This is a genomic window from candidate division KSB1 bacterium, assembly GCA_034506395.1.
Taxonomy (GTDB): Bacteria; Zhuqueibacterota; Zhuqueibacteria; order Thermofontimicrobiales; family Thermofontimicrobiaceae; genus Thermofontimicrobium.
In genome coordinates this window covers 1-22,838 of sequence record JAPDPQ010000051.1, presented here as the reverse complement: position 1 = coordinate 22,838, position 22,838 = coordinate 1, and the positions used below count along the sequence as shown (strand labels likewise).

The following is a 22,838-nucleotide window of genomic DNA, read 5'->3' as shown; positions in this document are numbered from 1 at the left end:
GATTTGAGCTGAAACCTGGCGAGACCAAGGAATTTCTGGTCATCGTGGGAGTGGGCAAGGCAGACGAAGCAGGCCGGAATGCGGTTCGGGCTTACCGCGATCTATCGCAAGCTGAACGCGAACTCGAGGCGGTAAAAGCGCATTGGCACGAAAAGTTAGCTGCCTTCATGGTGTATACGCCAGATCCGCAACTGAACAGCACCATTAATGTATGGGGCGCCTACAATAATCTGATCACGTTCACCTGGTCGCGAGCCGTCAGCCTGATCTATTCGGGCATTGACCGCGACGGGCTGGGCTATCGGGATACGGTGCAGGATCTGGTCGGCGTGACGCAACTCATTCCAGAACAGGTGCGCGAGATATTGGAATTGATGATTACTGGCCAGGTTTCCACTGGGGGCGCCATGCCAGTAGTGTTGCCGACGTCGCATCAGCCAGGAAAAGAAAAAGCCCCACCAGAACACGCCTATCGTTCTGATGATTGCTTGTGGTTATTCAACGCAGTTCCCACTTATGTCAAAGAGACTGGCGATATTGATTTCTATAAAAAAGTGCTTCCTTATGCAGACCGCGGCGAAGATACGGTGCTTGGTCATTTGAAACGAGCTATTGAATTTTCCGTCACCCGAAGCGGCAAACATGGCTTGCCGTGCGGTCTGGCGGCGGATTGGAACGATTGCCTTCGCTTTGGCCGAGATGGCGAATCGGCCTTTGTCGCCATGCAGCTTCGGCTGGCGTTGACGGTGTACATCGAGGTTGCCCAATTGCTCGATGAACAATCAGAAAAACGTTGGGCCGAAAATCTATTGGCCACATTGGATGAAAATATCCAAAAACATGCCTGGGACGGCGAATGGTTTTTGCGGGGCTATCGCGCCGATGGATTGAAATTCGGATCGAGAGAAAACGACGAGGGACAGATCTATCTCAATCCCCAGAGCTGGGCGATTATCAGCGGCGCGGCCACGCCCAAACAAGCGGAACTGGCAATGAACCAGGTCAATGAACGGTTGGTGACCGAATATGGCATTCGGCTGTGCGATCCTCCCTACACCCATTCCGATTTTCATGTCGTCCGCGCCCAATTGATGAATCCTGGGTTGAAGGAAAATGGCGGGATTTTTATTCATACCCAGGGTTGGGCGATTATGGCGGAAACGATCCTCGGCCACGGGGATCGCGCCTACCAGTATCTGCGGGCTTATCTGCCAGCAGCTTATAATGACAAGGCTGAAATCCGCGAGATCGAACCTTACGTATTGTCGCAATTGACCCATGCGCAATTCAGCCCAAAATACGGAGCTTCGCGCATCCCGTGGCTCTCTGGCTCGGCGTCCTGGACCTATCATGCCATCTGCCAGTATATTCTCGGCATTCGTCCCGAATACGATGGCCTGCGGATCGATCCATGCATTCCATCCCACTGGCAGGCATTTGAGGTCCAGCGGATGTTCAGAGGGAAGAAGCTTGAGATAAAAGTAGACAATCATGCTGGCGTTCAGAAAGGGGTGAAAGAATTGTGGTTGAACGGCGAGCGGATTGCGGGGAATTTTCTGCCAGCCGAAAAGCTGCAAGCGAACAATAATGTGGAAGTCAAATTGGGTAAACCATGAAATTTAAATCAGCGGCGATCGGGGTTGTAATCATTTTCATTGTGGGAACTGGCTTCCCGAATTTGTTAAATTGCCAGGACAGCGATCAACAAGATGGCTGGACCATCTATCCATCTGGAACGTTTGATCTGGCCTATTATGGACTGGTGCTGAAGAACTGTTTTCCTGCAATCAATGGTCAGTTGATCCGACCCATGTCAATCAAAATTCATCGAATCCGGAATGGGGGTCAAATTGAATATCGACTGACCAGCGGCAAGCTCATTTTAAAATTAGAAAAGCAGAATGAGGTGTTCGCAATTAATGCCACGCTCGAAGGCTGGGCAACTGCACCGGAGGTTATCCATCCTCTGGCATCAGCCGAAGTAGTGGGGGCGAATCGGTTTTATCGTCAAGGATTTGGTTTCGCTGGCCCCAGTGGGGTTAGGCCACTCCCGAAGCCAATCCAACAACTCCCTTTTGCCGATGAACTCAAAGAGAACGTTTGGTCTTACGATAGCTATTTGTTCACCGGCCTGATGTCCAAGAATGATGCCACGCTGGTCATCTCCGCCTTTGACCATAAAAATTATCTGCACCGTTGCACGATCTACAATCGCCAGTACCGTTTTGGATTGATCGATCGACACCTGGACACGGATCAGATATTTTTCGAATCCGGTTTTGCGACAGAAGAAATCGGTCTGCCGGATAAGCGACTGGTTCTGCCAACGATTTATATTCAAACTGGCGATAATCCCTACGCCACTTTTGAGCTTCAGGCAAAAAAGCTGGCTGCATTCAATCATGTCAAATTGAATATCCCACCTCGCTATTACTTCTGCTCGTGGTATGAATTCAATAAAAAATTTTCCGAGCAAATCCTATTTGAAATGCTGGATGAAATTGAAAAAATGAATCAAAAACCAGCAATTCAGGCCATTCAAATCGATGATGGCTACTGCTGGTACGGCGATTGGCTGATGACCAATGACCGATACCCTTCAGGGATGGAAGCCGTTGTCAAAAAAATCAAAGCGCATGGCTATGAGGCAGGTATCTGGATCGCCCCTTTCATGGTAAGCTCCAACAGCACGATCTTCAAAGAACATCCCGATTGGTTATTACGAGACCTAACTGGTAAGCCGATCATGGAATGGGATCAGGAAGATGAGGATGTTTACGTGCTGGATTCCAGTCATCCTGAGGCGTTGGCTTACTTGCGACGCGTATTCAACACATTTCGTGGCATGGGCATCACCAGCTACAAGACCGATTTCATGGACTGGGGCGTGCGCGATTCGAAAAAGGTGCTTCGGTATCGCCCGGGCAAAACTTCGATCCAATATTTCGTTGAGGTATTGAACATGATCCGCGAGGAGATCGGCGAGGAGAGCTACTGGTTGGGGTGCATCGCGCCCTATCAGCCAATGATCGGTTATGCCGATGCCATGCGGCTTAGCAATGATGTAGGGACGGAATGGTCGGATGTCAGCACCGGTAATATGTTCCGCGAGATGTATGCAGGGCAATTTTTTAATAATATCTTATGGCAGAACGATCCGGATGTGCTGTATTTGAGAGATCATTCCCTTTCGCTTTCGGGACGGGAAAGGCAAACCATTGCCTTGTGGGATGGTTTTCTCGGTGGGACTTTGACCACTTCCTGCCGCTTTCATACGCTGATCGACGAAGCCCTGCGAATGTGGCGGTTTCTCAAGCCAGGCGATAGCCACCATTCTGCACGGCTGCCGCTCTGGGCAAATCAGGATTCGATGCTGATTGCCGTCAGGGACTATATCGAAATGAATAGCAAAGCTATTTTGTTCGTCAATCCGACCGAGCGAAAATTGGAGCGAAATTATGCCTTACAAGCAATCGCTGGGATGGAGAAAGGCTTCTGTTTCCGCTGGCTGCCGTTTCAGAGTAAGCCAATGGCTGAGTTGGAGCAGCTTCATATCCATCTCGAACCCCATGAGAGTGCACTCATTTACATTTCTCATAAAAATGAGCCGCCACCTCCATGGTTAGGGATTGCCGGTAAGGTGTTCAACGAATAAAAAGGATTAACACAATGAACAGATTATTGATCGCCGCAGTACTGATGATTTCAGTTTTTAGACTCAATGCTCAGCAGCCTGAAGATGGCTGGAGCTTTTCATATCCAGGCGACAATTTCACCAACGATGCGCTGCTCGATTTGCGCTATCTCAATGAGAATATCGCTGGTGAAAACGGTTTCGTCCAACTTTCGCCCGATGGAAATTCCTTCCAAACAGAAAACGGAACGCCCATCCGCTTCTGGAGCATCAATGGCGGTGAGGAAACGAGACGGATGAGCGATGCGGAGCTGGCCAGATTTGCTCGGTTCCTGGCAAAAATGGGGGTGAATATGATCCGGTATCACGGCAGCATCAATCCAACCGGGGCCAATATCAACGATATTGACAAAGATGATGTAAATGGCATCTGGCGCATGGTGGCTGCCATGAAAAAAGAGGGCATCTATTCGACCATCTCACCATTCTGGCCGCACTTTGGCCACATGGGCGAGCCCAAATTGAGTGGCTGGGGCATTCCTGGCTACACTGGAAACGATGATCTGTGGGGGGTGATCTATTTCAGCGACACGCTGAAAAATGCCTATAAAAACTGGGTGAATTATCTTTATACCGAAAAAAATCCTTACACGGGAGTGGCGCTAAAGGATGATCCGGCAGTTGGCGTGATCGCGGTGATGAACGAAGACGGGCTGTTCTGGTGGACAGTATCCATGATGAAAGAAGACTTTATGCCGATTGTCCGAAAGAAGTTTTATCAATGGGCCGTAGCGAAATATGGATCGGCTTCGGCCGTAAAAGCGGCGTGGTCAAATGCAGCCGAAAGCAAGGACAATTGGGCTGCAGAGGAACTGGGATTATACCACATCTGGGATGCCACCCAGCCGCAATCTGGGGGCAAAGCCAAACGCCTGACCGACCAAATTCAGTTCCTGGCTGAAACCCAAAGGAAGTTTTATGCAGAAATACACGACTACTACCGTTCGTTGGGGTGCAAACAACTGATCTATGCCAATAATTGGAAAACGGCCGATGCCACGCTGCTGTTCGATGCCGAAAGATATACCAACACATCCTGCGAGATTATTGCCATCAACCGCTATTATGATCCTGGCCATGTTGGGCCCAATGCGGGCTGGCGAATCGATCCGGGCGATTGCTATGAAGGAAAATCAGTGCTTTTTCGACCGCACCAGCTACCGGTCAATATCAAACAGGTGGTCGGCCATCCGACGCTGGTTACCGAGAGTGGCTGGAATCTTCCGCATAAATATCAGGCAGAGGGTCCGTTCCTGGTTGCGGCGTTTATGTCCTTAACTGGCGTGGATTCCTATTACTGGTTTTCGCCGACATCGCCCGCTTACGATCCCAATCCTTATTTCACCTGGGCCAATCTGCCTGGCGGCCAGCATCCGATGCACCGCTGGACCATCTCAACTCCGGGCCAATTGGCGATGTTTCCGGCCAATGCGCTGATCTTCAGAAAAGGGCTCATCAGCGAAGGGAAAACCATGGTTCATGAGGTACGCACACCAACATCAATTTTTGCCCGCCAAATGCCGCTGATCAGCGAGGAAAACAGTTTCGATCCCAATCGCGACAATTACAGCAACATCAACCCAGCCAAAGATACGCCCGTTTCGCCGCTGGCGCACCTCACTGGCAGAATCGAGGTCGTTTATGACACCGTAGCTTCGGGTTCGGTGGTTTCGCCAGCGATCGAGGCCGACATTGATTATCATAAAAAAATTATTAAAGCCAGCAATGGCCAGATTGAATGGGATTACAAAAATGGGATTTGCGTTTTGAACGCTCCTTCGGCCAAAGGTGTGTGTGGCTTTGTCAAAAGTAAGCAATCTTTCGATCTGAACGATGTCATTATTGAGTCCAGCAACGATTATGCGGTGGTCAATGTCGTGGCGATGGATGACAAACCGATTAGTGAATCATCCAAAATCCTGATTCAGATTGGCACGGTTTACCGACCGACTGGCTGGGCGGAAGTGGCGACGAGTTTCGATCTGAATGGAACAATGGTTTCGGGTTTTAAAATCGAAAATACTGGCAAAATGCCCTGGAAATGTGCCAATACTCAAGTGACTGTTAAAATAAAAAACAAGGGATTGAACCTGGCGCGGTTGCTCGATGCCGCGGGTTATGCCAAATCTACCATTGACATTGTCGACGAAGGCGAGCATGTAAAGATCGAGTTGCCAGCTACTGCCATGTATGTGGTACTCGAAAATACCACCACACCTGTGGAAAAAAGTTCGGGATTGAATTTAAAAAACCATCATTTGTTCGACAACTACCCAAATCCATTTAATACTGCCACCATGATCCATTACTTTTTAGCGCAACCTGGATTCGTGTCTATCGATGTGTACAATACTATCGGGCAACGGGTGGATAATCTGATTTCGGCGCATCAGATTCCAGGCGATTATCAGATTCTCTGGGATACAGCCAACAAACCGATTGCCAGTGGCGCTTATGTTTGCCGAATGAAAGTCGGTGATTATGAAGCGAAGAAACGAATGCTCCTATTAAAATAAGGCCCAGCGTGCCACCGATTTTTTAATCTGCCGTCTTTGAACGGTTAATAAATGAATTCCAAAACGCAGCGGTCAAAGGTGCTAAACGAAATTGAGAGACATATCATGAGAGAAGAACTTTTAATCATCATCGCGGGTTTCTTGCTGCTTTATGGTTGTACTTCAGACAAAAGATCGAACTACGACCAATTGAATCGTGCAATTTTAAAGGGTTGGAACACCTGGGATAATCGCAGCATCCTCACCCAGGTGCTATTGCCCGAAGGTCTGGCACTCACCCTTCAGCTAAAAGATACGCTCAGCGGCGATACCCTCCGATATGCCTTTACTGGCAATACAGTAAAAGGTGCCGAATATGTACGCCCACTGGCCCATACAACCGATGGCTCGTACACCGATTTTCTGCTGTATTGGCGGGATTTCGGAATGCGAATCCAGAGCGTCGCCAAAGGGGATGATCTGACATGGCTGATCACGCCTGATGCTACCTGCAAAAATCCAGGGTACATCACATTGACAGCCGAGATGCTTTATCATCGACCTGGCGAGATCACTCAAGAGCAAGATCGGATTCTGGTCAACCTGGGCAGAAAAACAATTGTTGCACGATCCGTTGCTCCGACGAACGACAATTTGCAGCAACCGTTGAACGCCCCAATTGCTTTTTCTACCAAAGTCAATGTGGAGCTTGCTGAAATCATGCAAGAGATTCGGCAATCAGAACAGAAGTATCATCAAGAAAAATCCAGATATGGCGAACTGAGTGAGACCTGGAACGCCATGCACAATGCGCTCAATTGGCTGGTGGTCTATGACCCGGAGAAAAATCGGGCGATTACACCGGTCTCTCGGCCCTGGGCTTATGGCTGGGGCGATGGCCAGGAAGGCGGCTATGTGCTGTTCTGCTGGGATAATTTTTTCGCATCGTTCATGTATACCCTTCAGAGCAAAGAGCGGGCCTTCAATGAAGCGATCCAGATGTGCCGCGAAATCGATGAACTGGGCTTTGTGCCGAATTTTTCTGCTCCCCGCAATCTAAAAAGTCGAGACCGTTCCCAACCGCCAGTGGGGTCGATGATGGTGCTGGAAATCTATAAAAAATTCCCAGAAAAATGGTTTCTCGAAGAAGTGTTCGATCGATTGCTGACCTGGAATCGCTGGTGGGAAAAAAATCGAGACCATGACGGCTATCTCTGCTGGGGCTCAAATCCATTCAAGCCGATTCGGAACGACCCTCGGGAAATGGTGCAGAATGAGTTTCAAGCTGCGGCCTACGAGTCTGGGCTGGATAACAGCCCCATGTTCGATGATGTGCCGTTCGATACCACCACCCATCTCTTGCAACAGGCGGATGTGGGATTGATGGGCCTTTATATTGGCGATTGCGAGGCATTGGGCAAAATCGCCAGCATTCTTGGGAGAGAAAAAGAAGCCACGGAACTGAAAGCTCGGGAAGAAAAATATCGGGCCAAATTACAGACCCTATGGGATGATGATTTCGGATTATTCTTGAACAAGCGACTGGATACGGGCGAGCTGAGCCGACGCATTTCGCCCACCAACTTTTACGCTCTGATCGGAAAAGCAGCCACGCAGGAACAGGCAGAGCGAATGATCAACGAGCATTTTTATAACCCGAAAGAGTTCTGGGGTGAGTGGGTGCTCCCATCGATTGCTCGCAATGATCCAGCTTACACTGGGCGAGATTATTGGCGCGGCAGCATCTGGGCGCCGATGAATTTTTTGGTCTATTGGGGATTGCGAAATTATGATCTGCCCCAGGCCCGAAAAGATCTGGCGGAAAAATCCAATGCCCTGCTGCTGAAACAGTGGCAAGAAAAAAGTTATGTGAGAGAAAATTATCATGCCGAGACAGGCGGCGATCCAGGTGTCAATAGTGATCATTTTTATCATTGGGGCGCTTTGCTGGGGATGATCGCTTTGATGGAGAATGGGTATCGTTAATAAACCTGGCTGATAAGACCTTGGTTTATCAATTTTCCGAATTGAGCCGAATTCTTTTATCGGGGTAGCTTCATTTTAATGAGGCTTATCGAAAAATCCTTTCAAATAAACTTCTCTTTTGATTTTTGCAAAAGAGGGTACCTTGTCATTCCGATCAGCTGGTTGGCAATTGGTGTTAACTTAAGAGCGCAATGTCATTCTGAGCGACCGAAGGGAGCGAAAAATTTCTTGAGCTATCGGAAGTAGATCCGCTTAAATTTAAAGGATTCTTCGTCGTTTCACTCCTCAGAATGACAGGGCCTCCTCCCGTTTTAGTTTGGGTTGGCACCTATGATTAGTTGGCGGGAAGGAATTTAATGGATTAATTCATTTTTTGCAACATAAAGATTCTTCACTCATCCATCCCCAAATCGGCGGACAAATTCGTTTGGAGTGCTTATAAAATCTTCACCTTAAAAAAATCTACAGACTTTTTATGGGAGGTGCTAATATGAAAAAACGAAGCCTTTTCATTGAGCTCCTTTCGATGGTATTTCTGATTTCTTTCACTGCTTCTCTCCAATCAGCCGATCTGATTCGCATTCTTCCGCTCACCGACAAAATCCTGGTCCTCCACTTCGATGAGGGGCATATCGACTATTTCGGCATTCACCAGGATCGATATAATGGCAATAAAATTTATTATGACCGATTGAACCTGAGCCAGGCGATGGCGCTGGCCAATTATTCAATTACCAGTCCCGATGATGAAAATTACCGCCAGCCACAAACGCCCATCTATATCGGTCGGAAATCCAAAGGTGTCGATTTCAACAATATCTATGAGCCAGCCGAGCCGAAGGCGATCCTGCATCATTGGATTTACATCGAGCTGCCTTTCGCCATGCAGCGGGGCAAAACGTATGTGGTCAAACTCAACGATCTGGCTTCCAATGTAAATGATTATACCTTGACTTACGATGAAAAATCGCTTCGCTCCCCAGCCGTGCATGTCAATCAAATCGGCTTTGTGCCAGACGCCCCGAAGTACGCCTATATTTCTCATTTCATGGGCTCGTTCAATAGTCCGATCCATGTAAACGGCGCATTGAATCTGAATGATTACGCCACGACCCGATTTCATATCGTGCGCACCTCGGATGATTCGGTAATGTTTTCTGGCAACATCTCAAAGCAGCGGGATCGAAATGATCGGGATTTCAATCGCACAGGCAGCGATTTCACGGATAAAAACATGACCCGTGCCGATGTGTGGCAGTGCGATTTCTCGGATTTCAGCGTTCCAGGCGAATATCGAGTGGTGGTCGAGCGCTTGGGCTGCTCTTACCCATTTGAGATCGGCGAGGATGTTTATCGGGAGCCCTATTATTACACCTCCCGTGCGTTGTTCACTCAGCGCCAGGGCATTATTCAGGAGATCGAACCAGGCTTGAACTATCCTCGGGATCATCACCCCGATGATGGGACGGTGATGAAATATTTTCCCAACCTCGCAGGCGAAGGGGATTTCAATCCCAATGACGCTGCTGGCGATGTCCGTGGCATTACTGGCTGGTATCATGATGCGGGTGACTGGGACGGCTACCCGATCCATTATCGGGTGCCGATGACCTTGCTGGCGCTGTACGATTTGAAGCCAGAAAATTTCGGCGACGGCGATGTGAGTCCCAAATACAAGAAGGCCAATAACGGGCCCTGGATCAATGAAGGCGAGAACGGCATTCCCGATATTCTCGATGAGGCGATGTGGCTGATCAAATTTTATCGTTTAGTCAAGGACACCCTCATCGCCCAGGGCTATTCCACTGGCGGGATACCAGGCTATGTCGGTGTCGAAGCTGGGGCTGAGTCGGGAACGCCTTCCTGGGAGGATAAGCGGGTGCTGGCGTTGAAAGGTGCTGACTCGGTGATGATGGCCTACCGTTATGCTGCCTGCGCCGCCTATCTGGCCATTTGCCTGGATAAATTTCAACAAGGTACTCATCCCCAAAGCCCTGACTGGATCAATGAAGCTAAAAATTCTTACGATTGGGCCCATCGCCAGAACCAGGACTCGAATGCCGAAGTGAATCGGGCTCGCATGGAGGCGGCTGCGGCGCTCTATCGCTACACTGGCGAGCGACAGTATCAGGATGATTTTCGCACCTGCAAAAGTAAAGATAACGAGTGGAAGTCCAGGCTGTGGTTCGAGCTCAAGCCCTGGCATTACGCCGCCACCATTTTCGGCAGGATCCCCGACAACCATCCTGGCCTGGATTTGAACTTGAAATGGCAATGCATGGTCGATCTGGTGAATCAGGCGACTTCTGAAACCGTTGTCACTGCCAACGAGCGGGGGTTCCGCTACGGACTGGATAAAGATATTTTGTTCATGCTCGGCACCTTCAGCACGCCGCATACTTTTTTGGCAGCCGTGGCGTATGAATTCACCAAAGACCGAAAATACCTCAATGCCTGTTACACCACTTGTGATTATTGTCTCGGTGGCAATCAAATGGATCTGGTCAAGATCAGCGGTCTGGGCGAGAATCCAGAACCACAGCCGTTCGTTCCAGATGCCTGGTATCTGATCGATTACAACAGCAAGGTTTACACCAATCCCCCGTTTCCTGGTTATGTAATTTATGAAATGCATCGAACTGGGGATTGGTTTAATGGGTCGGGCTGGTCATGGGTTGGCGATGAAGATTTTTCCCGCTCGACGGCTTTTCCAGAAATAGCCAACTTCCCTGATGCCGAAGCCAGATTTCCGAACCGCAACAGCATTGCGGGCAGCGAGTTCACCATCCACCAGACCCAGGTGCTGGCGATTTTCGCTTATGGCTATTTATGCAGCCAGCACAGCGGCGCTTATACACCCAATACCCGCCCAACCGTGGCGCTGAATCTGGTGGAAAACCAAGTTTTCAAGAAGGACACCACGGTGGTTCTCACTGTCACCGCCTCCCCCGATGTGCGATGGGTCGAGTATTATTACGATTGGCATTTCATCGGTGAGAGTTCGGACAAAGCCAATAATTTTGCCTTTGAGTGGGATTTGTCCCGCTATAAAATTCCGCTGGGCCGACAGCTCATCACCGCCAAAGCTTACGACGACCGAGGGCTCGAATCCAAACCGACGGATGCTGGCGATGTCACTGTCATCATCCAGATGCCGACATCCATTCAAAAGGACAAGACAGGCCAGCCGTTCGATTTCAAACTATATCCCAATTATCCCAATCCCTTTAATCCGAAAACCTCAATCGCCTTCTCGTTACCCGTGGATGATTTCACCAGGCTGGAAATCTATAACACGCTGGGCGAACGGGTAACAACGCTGGTGAATGGAGAAATGCCCGCTGGGTATCATAAAGTCGAGTTAGATGCTTCGCTGCTCACTTCTGGCGTTTATTATACGAGATTGCAACAACGAGAAAAAACCGAAGTGAAAAAATTAGTGGTATTGAAATAAAGGATTACACCATGATAGGCAAAAATGCAAAATGGCTTTATTCTAAGTTAGCTTGGGTCTTATTTTTCGGCATATGCATGGCCTATTTGGAGTCTGCAGTGGTCGTTTATCTTCGGGAGCTCTACTATCCTGATGGCTTTAATTTCCCAATTCAGTTCATCCCTGTTCCTATGGCCATCATTGAGTTGGGTCGAGAGGCCGCAACGATTTTCATGCTGCTTGCTATTGCTTTTCTGACTGGTAAAAATGCATGGACTCGGTTAGCATACTTTATGTTCAGTTTTGGCGTTTGGGATATCTGGTACTACATCTGGTTGAAGATTTTTCTGAACTGGCCTGAGTCATTATTCACTTGGGACCTGCTATTTCTTATCCCTGTGCCCTGGACAGGCCCCGTGATCGCTCCTATCCTCGTTTCCCTATCATTAATTGCTGGGGCGATCGTCGTATTAAATTTTGAGAGCAAAGGGTTCGAATTCAAGTTGACCAGAAAAGAATGGCAAGTACTGGTAATAGCTCCAGCAGTCATTTTTATTTCATTTATTCTGGAGGCACCGAAGGTTTTGCGCCTTGAAGCTCCTTCGGTTTATCATTGGGAATTGTTGTTTATTGGGGAAGTGATCGGAATCATAATTTTGCTGCGTGCAATAAGACGGTTAAGAAGAAAATAAAAAACTTTTCTTGAATTTGCTCTAAAACCTAGTTTCTCGAAACCCACGTTGTGGGCGCATTAACAGTAAAAAGGGAATGTTATTTTGATCGATCGGCTAACTGGCTATTAGCGTCCGAATAGGATATTTTGTTTTCACCGACCGATGAATCGGTCAGCTACTAGCGTTAATTTGTCACTAATTCCTGAATCCATTTGGGAATTACTGACAAACTCGTATCGCTTTCAATCACCGTCTAACTGTTTTAGCATTTCTTGTGTCTAAGTTGAGAGTAGTGCCCAATCGGCGGATTCACACCACAATGACGATCTTTACCCACTCATTCGCATAGTTCAAGGCCAAAAGCCAATTGGCGAAGAGGCAATCTCCACTGTCAGAAGATACTGCTTTGTGTCAGCGCCAGTTGGCGGATCCGCTCGCAATGACTTCGACCAACAATCCTTTTTTAGAGTAGACTCATTTTAATTCCGCCTCTGTTGTTTTTTCCCTAATAAAATTTAGCTTGACAATTTTAGCCTTTTTTATTATATTGTAATAGGACAAAAATGGTCATAATTGACTTCTTACCACTTTTAATCTGGATAATACCATGCAATTATCTCGAGCTGGTGAATATGCGGTGAGGGCCATGCTCCATTTGGCCGCCGTTGATAAACAACGGGTGACAACGATTGCCGAAATTGCCAATACCTGGAATATCCCCGAGAGCTTTTTGCGAAAGATTTTGCTTCAGCTTGCCAGGGCAGGATTGATCAATTCCTCCCGAGGCATGGGTGGTGGCCTGGTCCTCTCACAACCAGCCGACCAAATCACACTATTTGACGTGATCGAAGCCGTCGAAGGCAAAACCTATTTCAATCAATGTCTAATTGGCCCTGAATTCTGCGAAAATCGAAGTTGGTGTCCAGTTCATGTCGTGTGGCGCAAAGCCCAGAATGCATTTTCGGAAATATTGAGGAGCAAGACCCTGGCAGACCTGGTTGCTAATTCTGAATTCAAAAAACATTTTAAGATCGAAAACCAATTAAAGGTTTGATCTACACAATAAATATCGGTCATGTCATTGCAAGTGGTTTACCATTCTGATAGTTTATTCGCTAATGAAAAGCTAATAGTCATTCCGAACGGAGTGAGGAATCTCTTTTCGATCCATATTTGAAAATTGTTTGGTGGACAGATTCCACATCCACCAAAGGGGATCCGAGATGATAGTTTATTTTATTGCTTTCTTTTGCAAAATTCCAAAAATAGGCGCAAATGTCATGCCTGCGCAAGCAGGCATCTCCCTTTTTTTATTTGACGTAAATATCGATTTACAAGGAGATCCATGTCCGCCAGCGATTAAACAGGAATGAGAATATCTCATTGATTTTTGATTTTTGTAATAGAAACTCATTCGAAGCGGAACGAAAAGGAGCGAAGGAGTCTTCGCCGCTTGACTGGAAAGGATTGCTTCGGCAAAGACGCCTCGCAGTGACAGGTTGCTATTTATCATTAAATCGATACAAATAATTCATCCCAGGCGATACATCAAATGGCTGGCGATCAATTATCTAATCGAAAATCTCTTTTTAAGCTGAACGGACCATGCTGGCAGCTCGATGGGCGTTCCCAATGATCCCAGGCTCTATTTCGGCCGCTCGATCTGCAATTGATCGTAAAAGTCAATTGATTGAGCGCTCTGGGAAAAACCAATTAACCCAAGCGGAGGGAATAAAAAATGGATGCTGTACTGCTTTCCCGTCTCCAGTTTGCGTTAACGGTTGGGTTTCACTTCCTGTTTCCCCCGTTAACTTTCGGTTTATCTCTCTTTATTTTGATTTTGGAGACCCTTTATCTTAAAAAGGGCGAGGAACGCTATCGCCAATTATCCGACCTGTTTGTGAAAATGCTCGGACTGGTATTCGTCCTCGGCACGGCCTCTGGAATTGTGATGGAATTTTCTTTCGGCACCAATTGGTCAAATTATTCCCGATTGGTCGGCGATATCTTTGGCGCACCTTTAGCGGCTGAGGGCGTGTTTGCGTTCTTTCTGGAATCCGTATTTTTGGGCATTCTGGTGTTTGGTAGAAATCGGATCTCCAAAAAAGCTTATTGGACTTCAGCGCTGTTGGTGTTCTTTGGTTCTCATCTCTCAGGTTTGTGGATCATCATTGCCAACTCCTGGATGCAAACCCCAGCGGGTTTTGCAATCGAGGGAAATCGTGCAGTACTGAAAGACTTTTTCGCCGCTGCCCTGAATCACTCCACCGTCATCCGTTATGTCCATACGGTCGTCGCTGGGTGGATTACAGGCACTTTTTTGATTGCTGGCGTCAACGCCTATTACTTGTTGAAGAATCGGCATGTCGATCATGCCAAATTAGGGCTCAGGATTGCCATGATCATTCTGGTGATCGCTTCAATTGGCGAACTGGTGCTGGGGCATCTGCATTCGATTCAAGTAGGAACCACTCAGCCTGAAAAATTGGCCGCCTATGAAGCACTGTATGAGACAAGATCAGGAGCCCCTTTGGCGCTGTTTGGCATTCCCAATGCCGAAAAACAAAAAAATTATCTGTACGTTGGCATACCCAAAGCTCTTAGTTTTCTGATGTACTTCGACAGCAACGCTACCATAAAAGGGCTAAACGAATTTCCACCCGATGAAAGGCCGCCTGTGTTTCTGCCCTTTATCTCATATCACATTATGATCCTGCTCGGCTTTCTATTCATTGCTATCACAGTCATAGGAACCGCTCTATTGATCCGTGGCAAGCTTTTCACTACGAACTGGTTTCTTTGGGTACTTCTCATCGCCATTCCGCTGCCCCACTTAGCCAATCAATTTGGCTGGATTGCGGCCGAAGTCGGTCGCCAACCGTGGGTCGTTTATCGGGTGCTGCGTACAGCCGATGCGGCCTCGGTTGTCGTACCTGCAGGACAAATCCTATTTTCGCTGATCATGTTCGGTTTGATCTACCTGGTGTTGTTCATTGTCTTCATAAAAGTGTTGGTAAAAATCATCAAGAAAGGACCAGCCGAAGTCGCTACACCAGGCTATTAGCTAATTGCTCCTTTGCAGCAAGTTACTCGTTGGCCTTGTAATTAGACTCTGTTGCAAAATACAAAAAAAGCTAGAATGTCATGCCTGCGCATGCAGGCATCTACTTATTGACTTGACCTTAGTACCAATTTAAAAGGAGATTCCTGCATTCGCAGGAATGACATCATTTCATTCGTTTTGGATTTTTGCATTAGGAACTAATTAAGTAAATCCAATTCAATAAGTGGGAGGATTACAATGGAATCGCTCAGTTTCTTTCAAAATATATGGTATATTTTAATCGGCGTCCTTTTGATCGGCTATTCCATTCTCGATGGATTCGATCTGGGGATCGGTTCGTTATTGCCTTTTCTTGCTAAAAACGAAACCGATAAGCGAACGTTGTATAATGCGATTGGCCCGTTCTGGGATGGCAACGAGGTATGGCTGCTGACTGGCGGCGGAGCACTATTCGCTGCCTTTCCGCATGTCTATGCCACGGTATTCAGCGGATTTTATCTGGCATTGATGCTGGTGCTATTCGCATTGATCTTTCGGGCGGTGGCATTGGAATTTGGCAGTCATGATGAGAAACGCAAAAAGTTCTGGGAGTGGGCGTTTGTCATCGGCAGCTTCTTGCCTGCCCTGCTCTATGGAGTGGCACTGGGCAATGTGCTGGTCGGCATTCCTTTGGATGATAAGATGGAGTTTACAGGAAACTTTTTCACTTTGCTGCGGCCGTTTCCGCTGGTCGTCGGTTTGTTAGGCCTGACGGCGATCTTAATGCAGGGAGCAACCTATGCCGCAATGAAAACAGAGGGTCAGCTTCAACAGAATGCCAAAAAGGCAATTAATATTTTGTGGGTGGGGTTCATCGTTTTGCTCGTTCTGTCTTTTATCACCGCTCTAATTTTCAAGGCGGACGTAGCGGGCAATGTCCTGGCTTATATTGCTGCTTTGGTGGTTCTGGTCGCCTGGTATTTGGTCAAACGATCCAGCCAGCAGGGAAAAGAGGGTCAGTCATTTTTAATGTCATCTTTGGCTTTTCTTGGTCTGTGGGGGATCGTCGGCGCAATTCACTATCCCAATCTGGTCACCGCCAGCAATGATCCCAGCCTGAGCCTAACCATTTCCAACGCTTCATCCACGCAATTAACTTTGACGGTGATGTTTATCATTGCTGTGGTCGGCATGCCAATTGTGATTGGCTATACCATTTATGCTTATCGGGTATTCAAAGGAAAAGTGAAGCTGGGATAAGCCATTTTGCATTTAAAACCAGATATCGCCTCGTGCAAATTTTAGGTGTTGGCAATGGCGTCGCAGGGCAAGGTTGCTTGCCATGCGACGCTGGAATTTAATGTTCTTCATCGAACGGCATGTAATAAAAATTCTATGGAATAATATTTTCATTTCGCTTGAATCCCCCCTATCTTCGCTTATTACCGTGCCACAATTCCCTTTTTCCAATTGAGTTTTCAACCGCAGCTATTTTTGGTCTGCCTATTCCAGAAGCATCCACACTCGATTTTTCCGTTCGTACGATGACCATAACATTTGAAGCCAAAATAGCTTAGAAATATTTTGCTTTACTTTTTTCGAAAATCTTCATATATTCAACCTAAATCCAATGAATCCTTCAACTGGCAAAGGGAGATAACCGTTTTCCAACCTTCTGAAATATAGGAGCACCCATTTTACTTCAATTGACAGAATCAACTTCAAATCCTAAAATTCTGATCGGTGATCCGAAAATGAAAAAGACTCTATTTTTACTCATCGAACTTCTTACCTTCTCTTCGATCCTCAGCGCCCAAATCATCCAGCGAACCACAGCCGATTCGATTCTGGGACATGCGAAACAACGAGATGCCTCGGGCAAACTGCTGGCCTGGTATCAGCCCAATATCCCTGGGGCGGGCTATGTCAAAGTGGCGCAATTGGCCTCTGAATTCATCAAAAATGCCCCCATCTACGAGCCGCTCAAGTTGCCCATGTATTTCATCACCTGTTGCTTCTACCAGGATGAACAGGGGAAATTTATCCCCGAGGACTGGATGCATAATCCCGCCTGCCTGTGGGCGGGACTCGTGCAGGGGCTGGCGTTGAATTATTTCCCCTTTTCGGGAGATAAGGCGTACATCGACATTGTGCGCAACATGCTGGATTACCAATTGCAACACGGTACCACGCCAGCGAACTGGCCCTGGCCCAATGTCCCCTTTGCCAGCGCCGACCCCTTCGTCACCGAATACCAGGGCGCCAGTCGCTGGGAACACGAGGGGATGCGAGGCGATGGGCTGCACGGCATCGAGCCTGATAAAGTGGGCGAATTGGGCTATGCCTATCTAAAATTTTACCAGGTGACCCTGGAAGAGCGATTTTTGAAGGCCGCCATCCATTGCGCTGAGGCGCTGGCCAAGCATGTCCGTGACCTTCGGCCCGATCCCACTCCTTTTGCGCCCACCAAAACCGAAAAATCGCCCTGGCCGTTTCGGGTCAATGCCCGCACCAATGTGGTGATCTCCGAATATTGTTCCAATGTGATCGGACCGATTAGCCTCTTTGATGAACTGCTCAGAACCAAAGAACGCATCGGCCTTTCATCCGAGCAAATAGCCGCTTTTCAGCGGGTTCGGGATCTGGCGTGGTCGTGGCTCTACTCAATCAATGGCCCCATGAAAACGTTCATCTGGAACGCCTATTTCGAAGATATTCCCAACGATCCCGATCGCTCCAATCGCAATCAGATCACCCCCCTGGAGACGGCCCGATATCTCATCAAAAATCCGCAGCTCGATCCCAACATCGACCGCACGGTGCCATTGCTGATTCATTGGGTCGCTTCGGTCTTTGCCACGGAGGGCATGGATGCGATCCGAGAGCAGACCTGGTGCTACGAACCTATGGGCAGCCATACCTCTCGCTACGCCTCGCTGTGTGCTTTGTGGTACGAGCGGACGGGCGAGCCGTGGTACAGAGATCAGGCGGAGCGGTTTTTCAATCTGGCGACCTATATGTGTCAAAAAGACGGCTATGTCTCGGTCGGCCCCAACTGGCCTGGCGCCTGGTGGTCCGATGGCTATGGCGATTACATTCGGCATTTCATGGAAGGGATTGCCGCCGTGCCAGAATGGGCGCCAAGATCTGAAAATCATCTGTTGAAATCAACCTCGGTCATTCAATCCATTGATTATGGTGTGTTGGAAATTTTTTATCAAACCTATGATGATCAATCGATAGAAACTCTGCGATTGCTAACGAAGCCCCGATCGGTTCTGATCAACAGCAAACCCATTTCTCAGCGAGAAAAACTCGATGCGGAGGGCTGGACCTGGGAGAAGCTGGCTCGTGGGGGCGTGTTGCGGGTTAAGCACTCTTCAGGCAATAAGATCAAAATTCAATTTTAAGCACGGTGTGATGTTCTGACAAAGCAAAGGAAAATGCTTTGTAAAGATTTTGAGGAATCCATAAAATGAAAAACTCAAGGCTCTTTTTATGTATCCTGGCAGCAATATATTTTCCCACCATATTAGCGGCGCAAGATTATGGCTGTGAAAAATGGGAGGTTGTGGATATTCCAATTGTCGCTACCGTTGAAATCGAAAATCCATTCGATGTCCGTCTGGGAGCATTATTGACTCATGAAAGCGGAAAAACGATGGATATCCCCGCCTTTTATGATGAGAATAATACCTGGGTCCTTCGCATTTGTCCCTCAATTGAAGGTCGATGGAATTTCGAGACTTATTCTTCGGTGGCTCAGTTGGCTGGACTCACTGGACGTCTGACCGTAACGCCCAACACGAAGAAAAATGCCCACGGCCCGTTGATAATAGCGAAAGAGAATCCTCAAAGATTGGCTTACGAGGATGGAACGCCCTATTTTCTCATGGCATTCGAGTTAGATTGGCTTTTTGCATTGGATTGGGACAATCCAGGGGACATCCCAAAAACGAAAAGCATTATCTCGGCCATCTCGGCGAATGGCTTTAATCAAGTCATTATGAATGTCTATGCTTATGATGCCAATTGGGGCGAAAAGGATAAGATCAAGCCCGAACACAATTTTTCCAGGCCCAGGGTATTTCCCTTCGGGGGCACCAATGAGCAGCCCGATTACTCCACGCTGAACGTCATATTTTTTAGGCATCTCGACCGTGTGATCGCTTATCTCAACGAGCAAGGCATCATGGCGCATCTGATGATTTATGTGTGGAATAAAAATGTGAACTGGCCTGCGCCGTACTCCAGATCCGACAATTTGTATTTCGATTATGTGGTGAAACGATACCAGGCTTTTCCCAACCTGATTTGGGATATTTCTAAAGAAGCACTTGGTTATGGTCATAATGACATGAAATACATCTCAGAAAGAATCGATCGGCTGCGGCATCTGAGCGGCCATCGCCGACTGCTTACGGTGCACGACTATGCCTATTGTTCCGCCTTTCCCGAAAAGGTGGATTTTATTTCGATTCAAGAATGGCGACCCAATCTTTATAATGAAATGTCCAACGTAAGCCAGCGACATGCAAACAAGCCCGTTTTTAACATCGAACATGGAGGATATGAAAAAACGACCTATTCAATTTTTGATGGCGCTTATACGGATCCCATCGTTTGCCTGAATCGAAATTATGAATGCGTTTTCGCTGGAACCTATTCCTGCTACTATTGGCAAAATACCTCGTGGTATAATGTCATTTACAATCCCTCATCCTTGCCAAAGGAGCAGCAGCCAGCCTTTCGCTACTATAAAAATTTAGTTGAATTATTCCAGAAATATAATTTCAATACATTAAAGCCAACGCAGTTTACGTTCACCCCGTACTGCTTGACCGATGATTCGCTGCGCTATCTCTTTTACTTACCGCAGGGTTTGATTGCTCTCCAGGGGGATGTACCAGCCTTTCGGGGCAAAAAAGTGGCAACCACCTGGTTCGATCCGCTGAGTGGATCATATTATGCTGGCGAAATCAGGCATTTTCAGGATGGCTCCTGGCTCTATTATAAACGAGATATTAGAATTCGCAGCCCATTTTGTGTTGCGATTCTTGAAATCATTCAGTAATTGTAACCATTCCATTGGTCAACTGTTCAAGGTAGCAGAACAGGCGGTTGCATTTATGAGTCCATTCTAAAAACCAATTTTGAGACGACGTCATTGCGAGCGGAGTGAAACGGAGCGAAGCAATCCCTTCTGCCAGTTGAGATTGCTTCTCCGCCTTCGGCGGATCGCAATGACTGGTTCTTACAAAATTCTGTGTAATTCAACCTTTTTAGATTAGACTCATTTATTGAATGAAAAGAACTGGAATAGCGAGGGCATGCGATAGCATTCAAAAAAATTTTAGGCGATAGAATCTGGCGTGCATTTATTTACGGGGAGCATTATCTAAATTACATTTTAACCGTCATTCCGATCCAGTTGGACATTGGCGTCAACCTAACAACCCCGTAGGGGTAATATGTTTGTAGATAGCAACAACACAACCCATTTTGAACCCCGTTAGGGGTGAAATGTGATACAGATAATGATGAGATTGTGGAAATTTTTTCAAAAATCCCATGAAAACATGCCACTCCTACGGAGTTGAGATGCTTAATCCAACATTTTTCTATAAACATGCTACTCCTAACGGAGTTGAAAATCGTTGAACCATGCTTAAGTTGACGCCAATTGCCAACTGGCGGACAGGAATCTCCTTATTTTAAGCAATTATGAGATGCCTGTATGCACAGGCATGACATGAAAAAATAACCCGTAACAAGCATAGATCAAGAAAGGCTTGTATGAGAGTTTGCTCAGTTCTTGTGGTTTTAATTGAAATCGGTTCGCTATTTTCTCAACCCATTGTCGTCTCGAAAAACAATCGTTTTTTACAAACCTCAAGTGGCCAGCCCTTTTTCTGGCTGGGCGATACCGCATGGGAGCTATTTCATCGACTGAATCGACAAGAAGCCGAACGCTACCTTGAAAATCGTGCTGAAAAGGGGTTCAACGTGATCCAGGCCGTCGTCTTGCCCGAATTGGAAGGCCTGGAACAGCCCAATGCTTACGGCGATTTTCCGCTGAAAGGGCATGATATTACAAAACTGGACACGACCGCTGGCCATGATCCGACCAGTACCCAGGAATACGATTACTGGGATCACGTGGAATGGATTATCCAGAAAGCTGCGGAAAAGCATCTGATCATGGGCGTCTTGCCTTGTTGGGGGGAGTATGTCATCCCTCGATTTTGGGAAAGAATCATTGGGACACCGCAGCAGGGCTATGATTATGGCTGGTTCATTGGCAATCGTTTGAAACATTGGAACAATCATATCATCTGGATTTTAGGCGGAGATCGACTGCCCGATGAGCGAGAGAATGGTGCCGACGTCTGGCGGGCCATGGCCGAAGGCATTACCGATGCCATCGCTGGCGTCCGCCAATTTGATCATCGAGCCACGTTCAGCAAGACGTTTATGACTTATCACTGCTACCGCTCCTCATCCACCTGGTTTCATCACGATGATTGGATCGATATGCACACCTGGGGTTCCTATCATGAACAGCGGGACAATGAGCGGGCGTATTTCGAGGCCTATCACGATTGGAATTTGCCGAATCCCAAACCGACATTGAACAGCGAACCAGCGTACGAGCTGCTGCCCATCAACTATCATTGGGAGGACGCCGCCCTGGGTTATTTCGATGATTTTGATGTCCGCCAGATCGCCTATTGGTCGGTCTTTTCTGGCACCTGCGGTCATACCTACGGTTGCCATCCTGTGTGGCAGATGTACAAGAAGGAGCATCCGATTCCGCCGCTTACCAATACGGTTCACAAGCAATGGTTCGAGGCGCTGGATGAGCCTGGGGCTTTCCAGATGGGCTATCTTAAAAAGCTGATGTTATCTCGCCCATTTTTCAGCCGAATTCCCAATCAACAGGTCATCGTTGAAAATCCGTATGATCCAATAGGCTATTTAACCGCCTGTTCGGGCGATGGCTATCTGATGGTCTACATTCCTACTGGCAAAGCCGTGAGAATTTATACGGGCCTGCTGAAGGCGAATCGCATCAAAATTTGGTGGTTCAATCCCCGCACAGGGCAGGCTCATCTTGAAGGCGAAAAAGAAAATCAGGCGAAGATGGAGTTCGATCCGCCTGGCGAGACCATGCGGGGGAACGATTGGGTGCTGGTGATCGATGATGCCAGCAGGGAATTTTCAATGCCAGGCTCGCCAACCCAGGGCATTCGGTAATTGATTGTCATAAACACCCGAATTAATTCGGGTGTTTATGACAAATTAACCATAGTTGCTGACCGCTTCAGCGGTCTCTGAGAAAAAAATATCTTATGTGGACGCTAATAGCTAGTTGGCGGATCGCCCAGAATGACATTCGTCTCTTAAGTTGACGCTTATGGCCTTCTGGCGGATTGAAATGTCTCAGAAACAAAATTCATTTCTGTGTCCTTTCAATTCCGTGACCAAGAGGAATTACCCTTGCCAAGGTTGT

Annotated in this window: 13 protein-coding genes; all 13 read left to right on the top strand. The window is 47.5% G+C overall.

The features are described from left to right. On the top strand, window positions 1-1,616 hold a 1,616-nt coding region (locus ONB37_19415; protein ID MDZ7402332.1), incomplete at its 5' end, for a N,N'-diacetylchitobiose phosphorylase. Next, a complete protein-coding gene (locus ONB37_19410) occupies window positions 1,613-3,655 on the top strand; it encodes an alpha-galactosidase (GenBank protein ID MDZ7402331.1) in 2,043 nt (680 codons plus the stop codon). The genes ONB37_19415 and ONB37_19410, both read left to right, overlap by 4 nt. Window positions 3,656-3,669: 14 nt before the next feature. Continuing rightward, a complete protein-coding gene (locus ONB37_19405; GenBank protein ID MDZ7402330.1) occupies window positions 3,670-6,210 on the top strand; it encodes a T9SS type A sorting domain-containing protein in 2,541 nt (846 codons plus the stop codon). Between the two features lie 105 nt (window positions 6,211-6,315). Then, window positions 6,316-8,175, top strand: a complete 1,860-nt coding sequence (locus ONB37_19400) for a trehalase family glycosidase (protein ID MDZ7402329.1) — start codon at window positions 6,316-6,318, stop codon at window positions 8,173-8,175. Between the two features lie 490 nt (window positions 8,176-8,665). Further along, window positions 8,666-11,629 carry a glycoside hydrolase family 9 protein gene (locus tag ONB37_19395; protein ID MDZ7402328.1) on the top strand — a complete coding sequence of 988 codons (2,964 nt, stop codon included), beginning with the start codon at window positions 8,666-8,668 and terminating at the stop codon, window positions 11,627-11,629. An 11-nt stretch (window positions 11,630-11,640) separates the two neighbouring features. Further along, a complete protein-coding gene (locus tag ONB37_19390) occupies window positions 11,641-12,300 on the top strand; it encodes a hypothetical protein (GenBank protein ID MDZ7402327.1) in 660 nt (219 codons plus the stop codon). Between the two features lie 589 nt (window positions 12,301-12,889). Continuing rightward, entirely contained in the window at window positions 12,890-13,336 is a 447-nt protein-coding gene (locus tag ONB37_19385) for an Rrf2 family transcriptional regulator (GenBank protein ID MDZ7402326.1), read from the top strand. A 169-nt stretch (window positions 13,337-13,505) separates the two neighbouring features. Then, window positions 13,506-13,655: a hypothetical protein gene (locus ONB37_19380; protein MDZ7402325.1), complete on the top strand. Its 150-nt coding sequence runs from the start codon at window positions 13,506-13,508 to the stop codon at window positions 13,653-13,655. A 365-nt stretch (window positions 13,656-14,020) separates the two neighbouring features. Next, a complete protein-coding gene (locus tag ONB37_19375) occupies window positions 14,021-15,346 on the top strand; it encodes a cytochrome ubiquinol oxidase subunit I (GenBank protein ID MDZ7402324.1) in 1,326 nt (441 codons plus the stop codon). Window positions 15,347-15,583: 237 nt separating this feature from the next. Next, a complete protein-coding gene (gene cydB, locus ONB37_19370) occupies window positions 15,584-16,585 on the top strand; it encodes a cytochrome d ubiquinol oxidase subunit II (protein ID MDZ7402323.1) in 1,002 nt (333 codons plus the stop codon). 494 nt (window positions 16,586-17,079) lie between these two features. Beyond that, complete coding sequence (locus ONB37_19365; protein MDZ7402322.1) at window positions 17,080-18,735, top strand: hypothetical protein; 1,656 nt, start codon at window positions 17,080-17,082, stop codon at window positions 18,733-18,735. Between the two features lie 65 nt (window positions 18,736-18,800). Further along, window positions 18,801-20,399, top strand: a complete 1,599-nt coding sequence (locus tag ONB37_19360; GenBank protein MDZ7402321.1) for a DUF4038 domain-containing protein — start codon at window positions 18,801-18,803, stop codon at window positions 20,397-20,399. Window positions 20,400-21,121: 722 nt separating this feature from the next. Then, window positions 21,122-22,582 (top strand): glycoside hydrolase family 140 protein, encoded by a 1,461-nt coding sequence (locus ONB37_19355; GenBank protein ID MDZ7402320.1) that lies wholly within the window; start codon window positions 21,122-21,124, stop codon window positions 22,580-22,582. Window positions 22,583-22,838 lie beyond the last annotated feature (256 nt).

Excerpts from the sequence above, each read along its gene's own strand:
- ONB37_19410 (MDZ7402331.1), top strand. The coding sequence starts at position 1,613 with ATGAAATTTAAATCAGCGGCGATCGGGGTTGTAATCATTTTCATTGTG.
- ONB37_19405 (MDZ7402330.1), top strand. The coding sequence starts at position 3,670 with ATGAACAGATTATTGATCGCCGCAGTACTGATGATTTCAGTTTTTAGA.
- ONB37_19400 (MDZ7402329.1), top strand. The coding sequence starts at position 6,316 with ATGAGAGAAGAACTTTTAATCATCATCGCGGGTTTCTTGCTGCTTTAT.
- ONB37_19395 (MDZ7402328.1), top strand. The coding sequence starts at position 8,666 with ATGAAAAAACGAAGCCTTTTCATTGAGCTCCTTTCGATGGTATTTCTG.
- ONB37_19390 (MDZ7402327.1), top strand. The coding sequence starts at position 11,641 with ATGATAGGCAAAAATGCAAAATGGCTTTATTCTAAGTTAGCTTGGGTC.
- ONB37_19385 (MDZ7402326.1), top strand. The coding sequence starts at position 12,890 with ATGCAATTATCTCGAGCTGGTGAATATGCGGTGAGGGCCATGCTCCAT.
- ONB37_19380 (MDZ7402325.1), top strand. The coding sequence starts at position 13,506 with ATGATAGTTTATTTTATTGCTTTCTTTTGCAAAATTCCAAAAATAGGC.
- ONB37_19375 (MDZ7402324.1), top strand. The coding sequence starts at position 14,021 with ATGGATGCTGTACTGCTTTCCCGTCTCCAGTTTGCGTTAACGGTTGGG.
- cydB (MDZ7402323.1), top strand. The coding sequence starts at position 15,584 with ATGGAATCGCTCAGTTTCTTTCAAAATATATGGTATATTTTAATCGGC.
- ONB37_19365 (MDZ7402322.1), top strand. The coding sequence starts at position 17,080 with ATGAAAAAGACTCTATTTTTACTCATCGAACTTCTTACCTTCTCTTCG.
- ONB37_19360 (MDZ7402321.1), top strand. The coding sequence starts at position 18,801 with ATGAAAAACTCAAGGCTCTTTTTATGTATCCTGGCAGCAATATATTTT.
- ONB37_19355 (MDZ7402320.1), top strand. The coding sequence starts at position 21,122 with ATGAGAGTTTGCTCAGTTCTTGTGGTTTTAATTGAAATCGGTTCGCTA.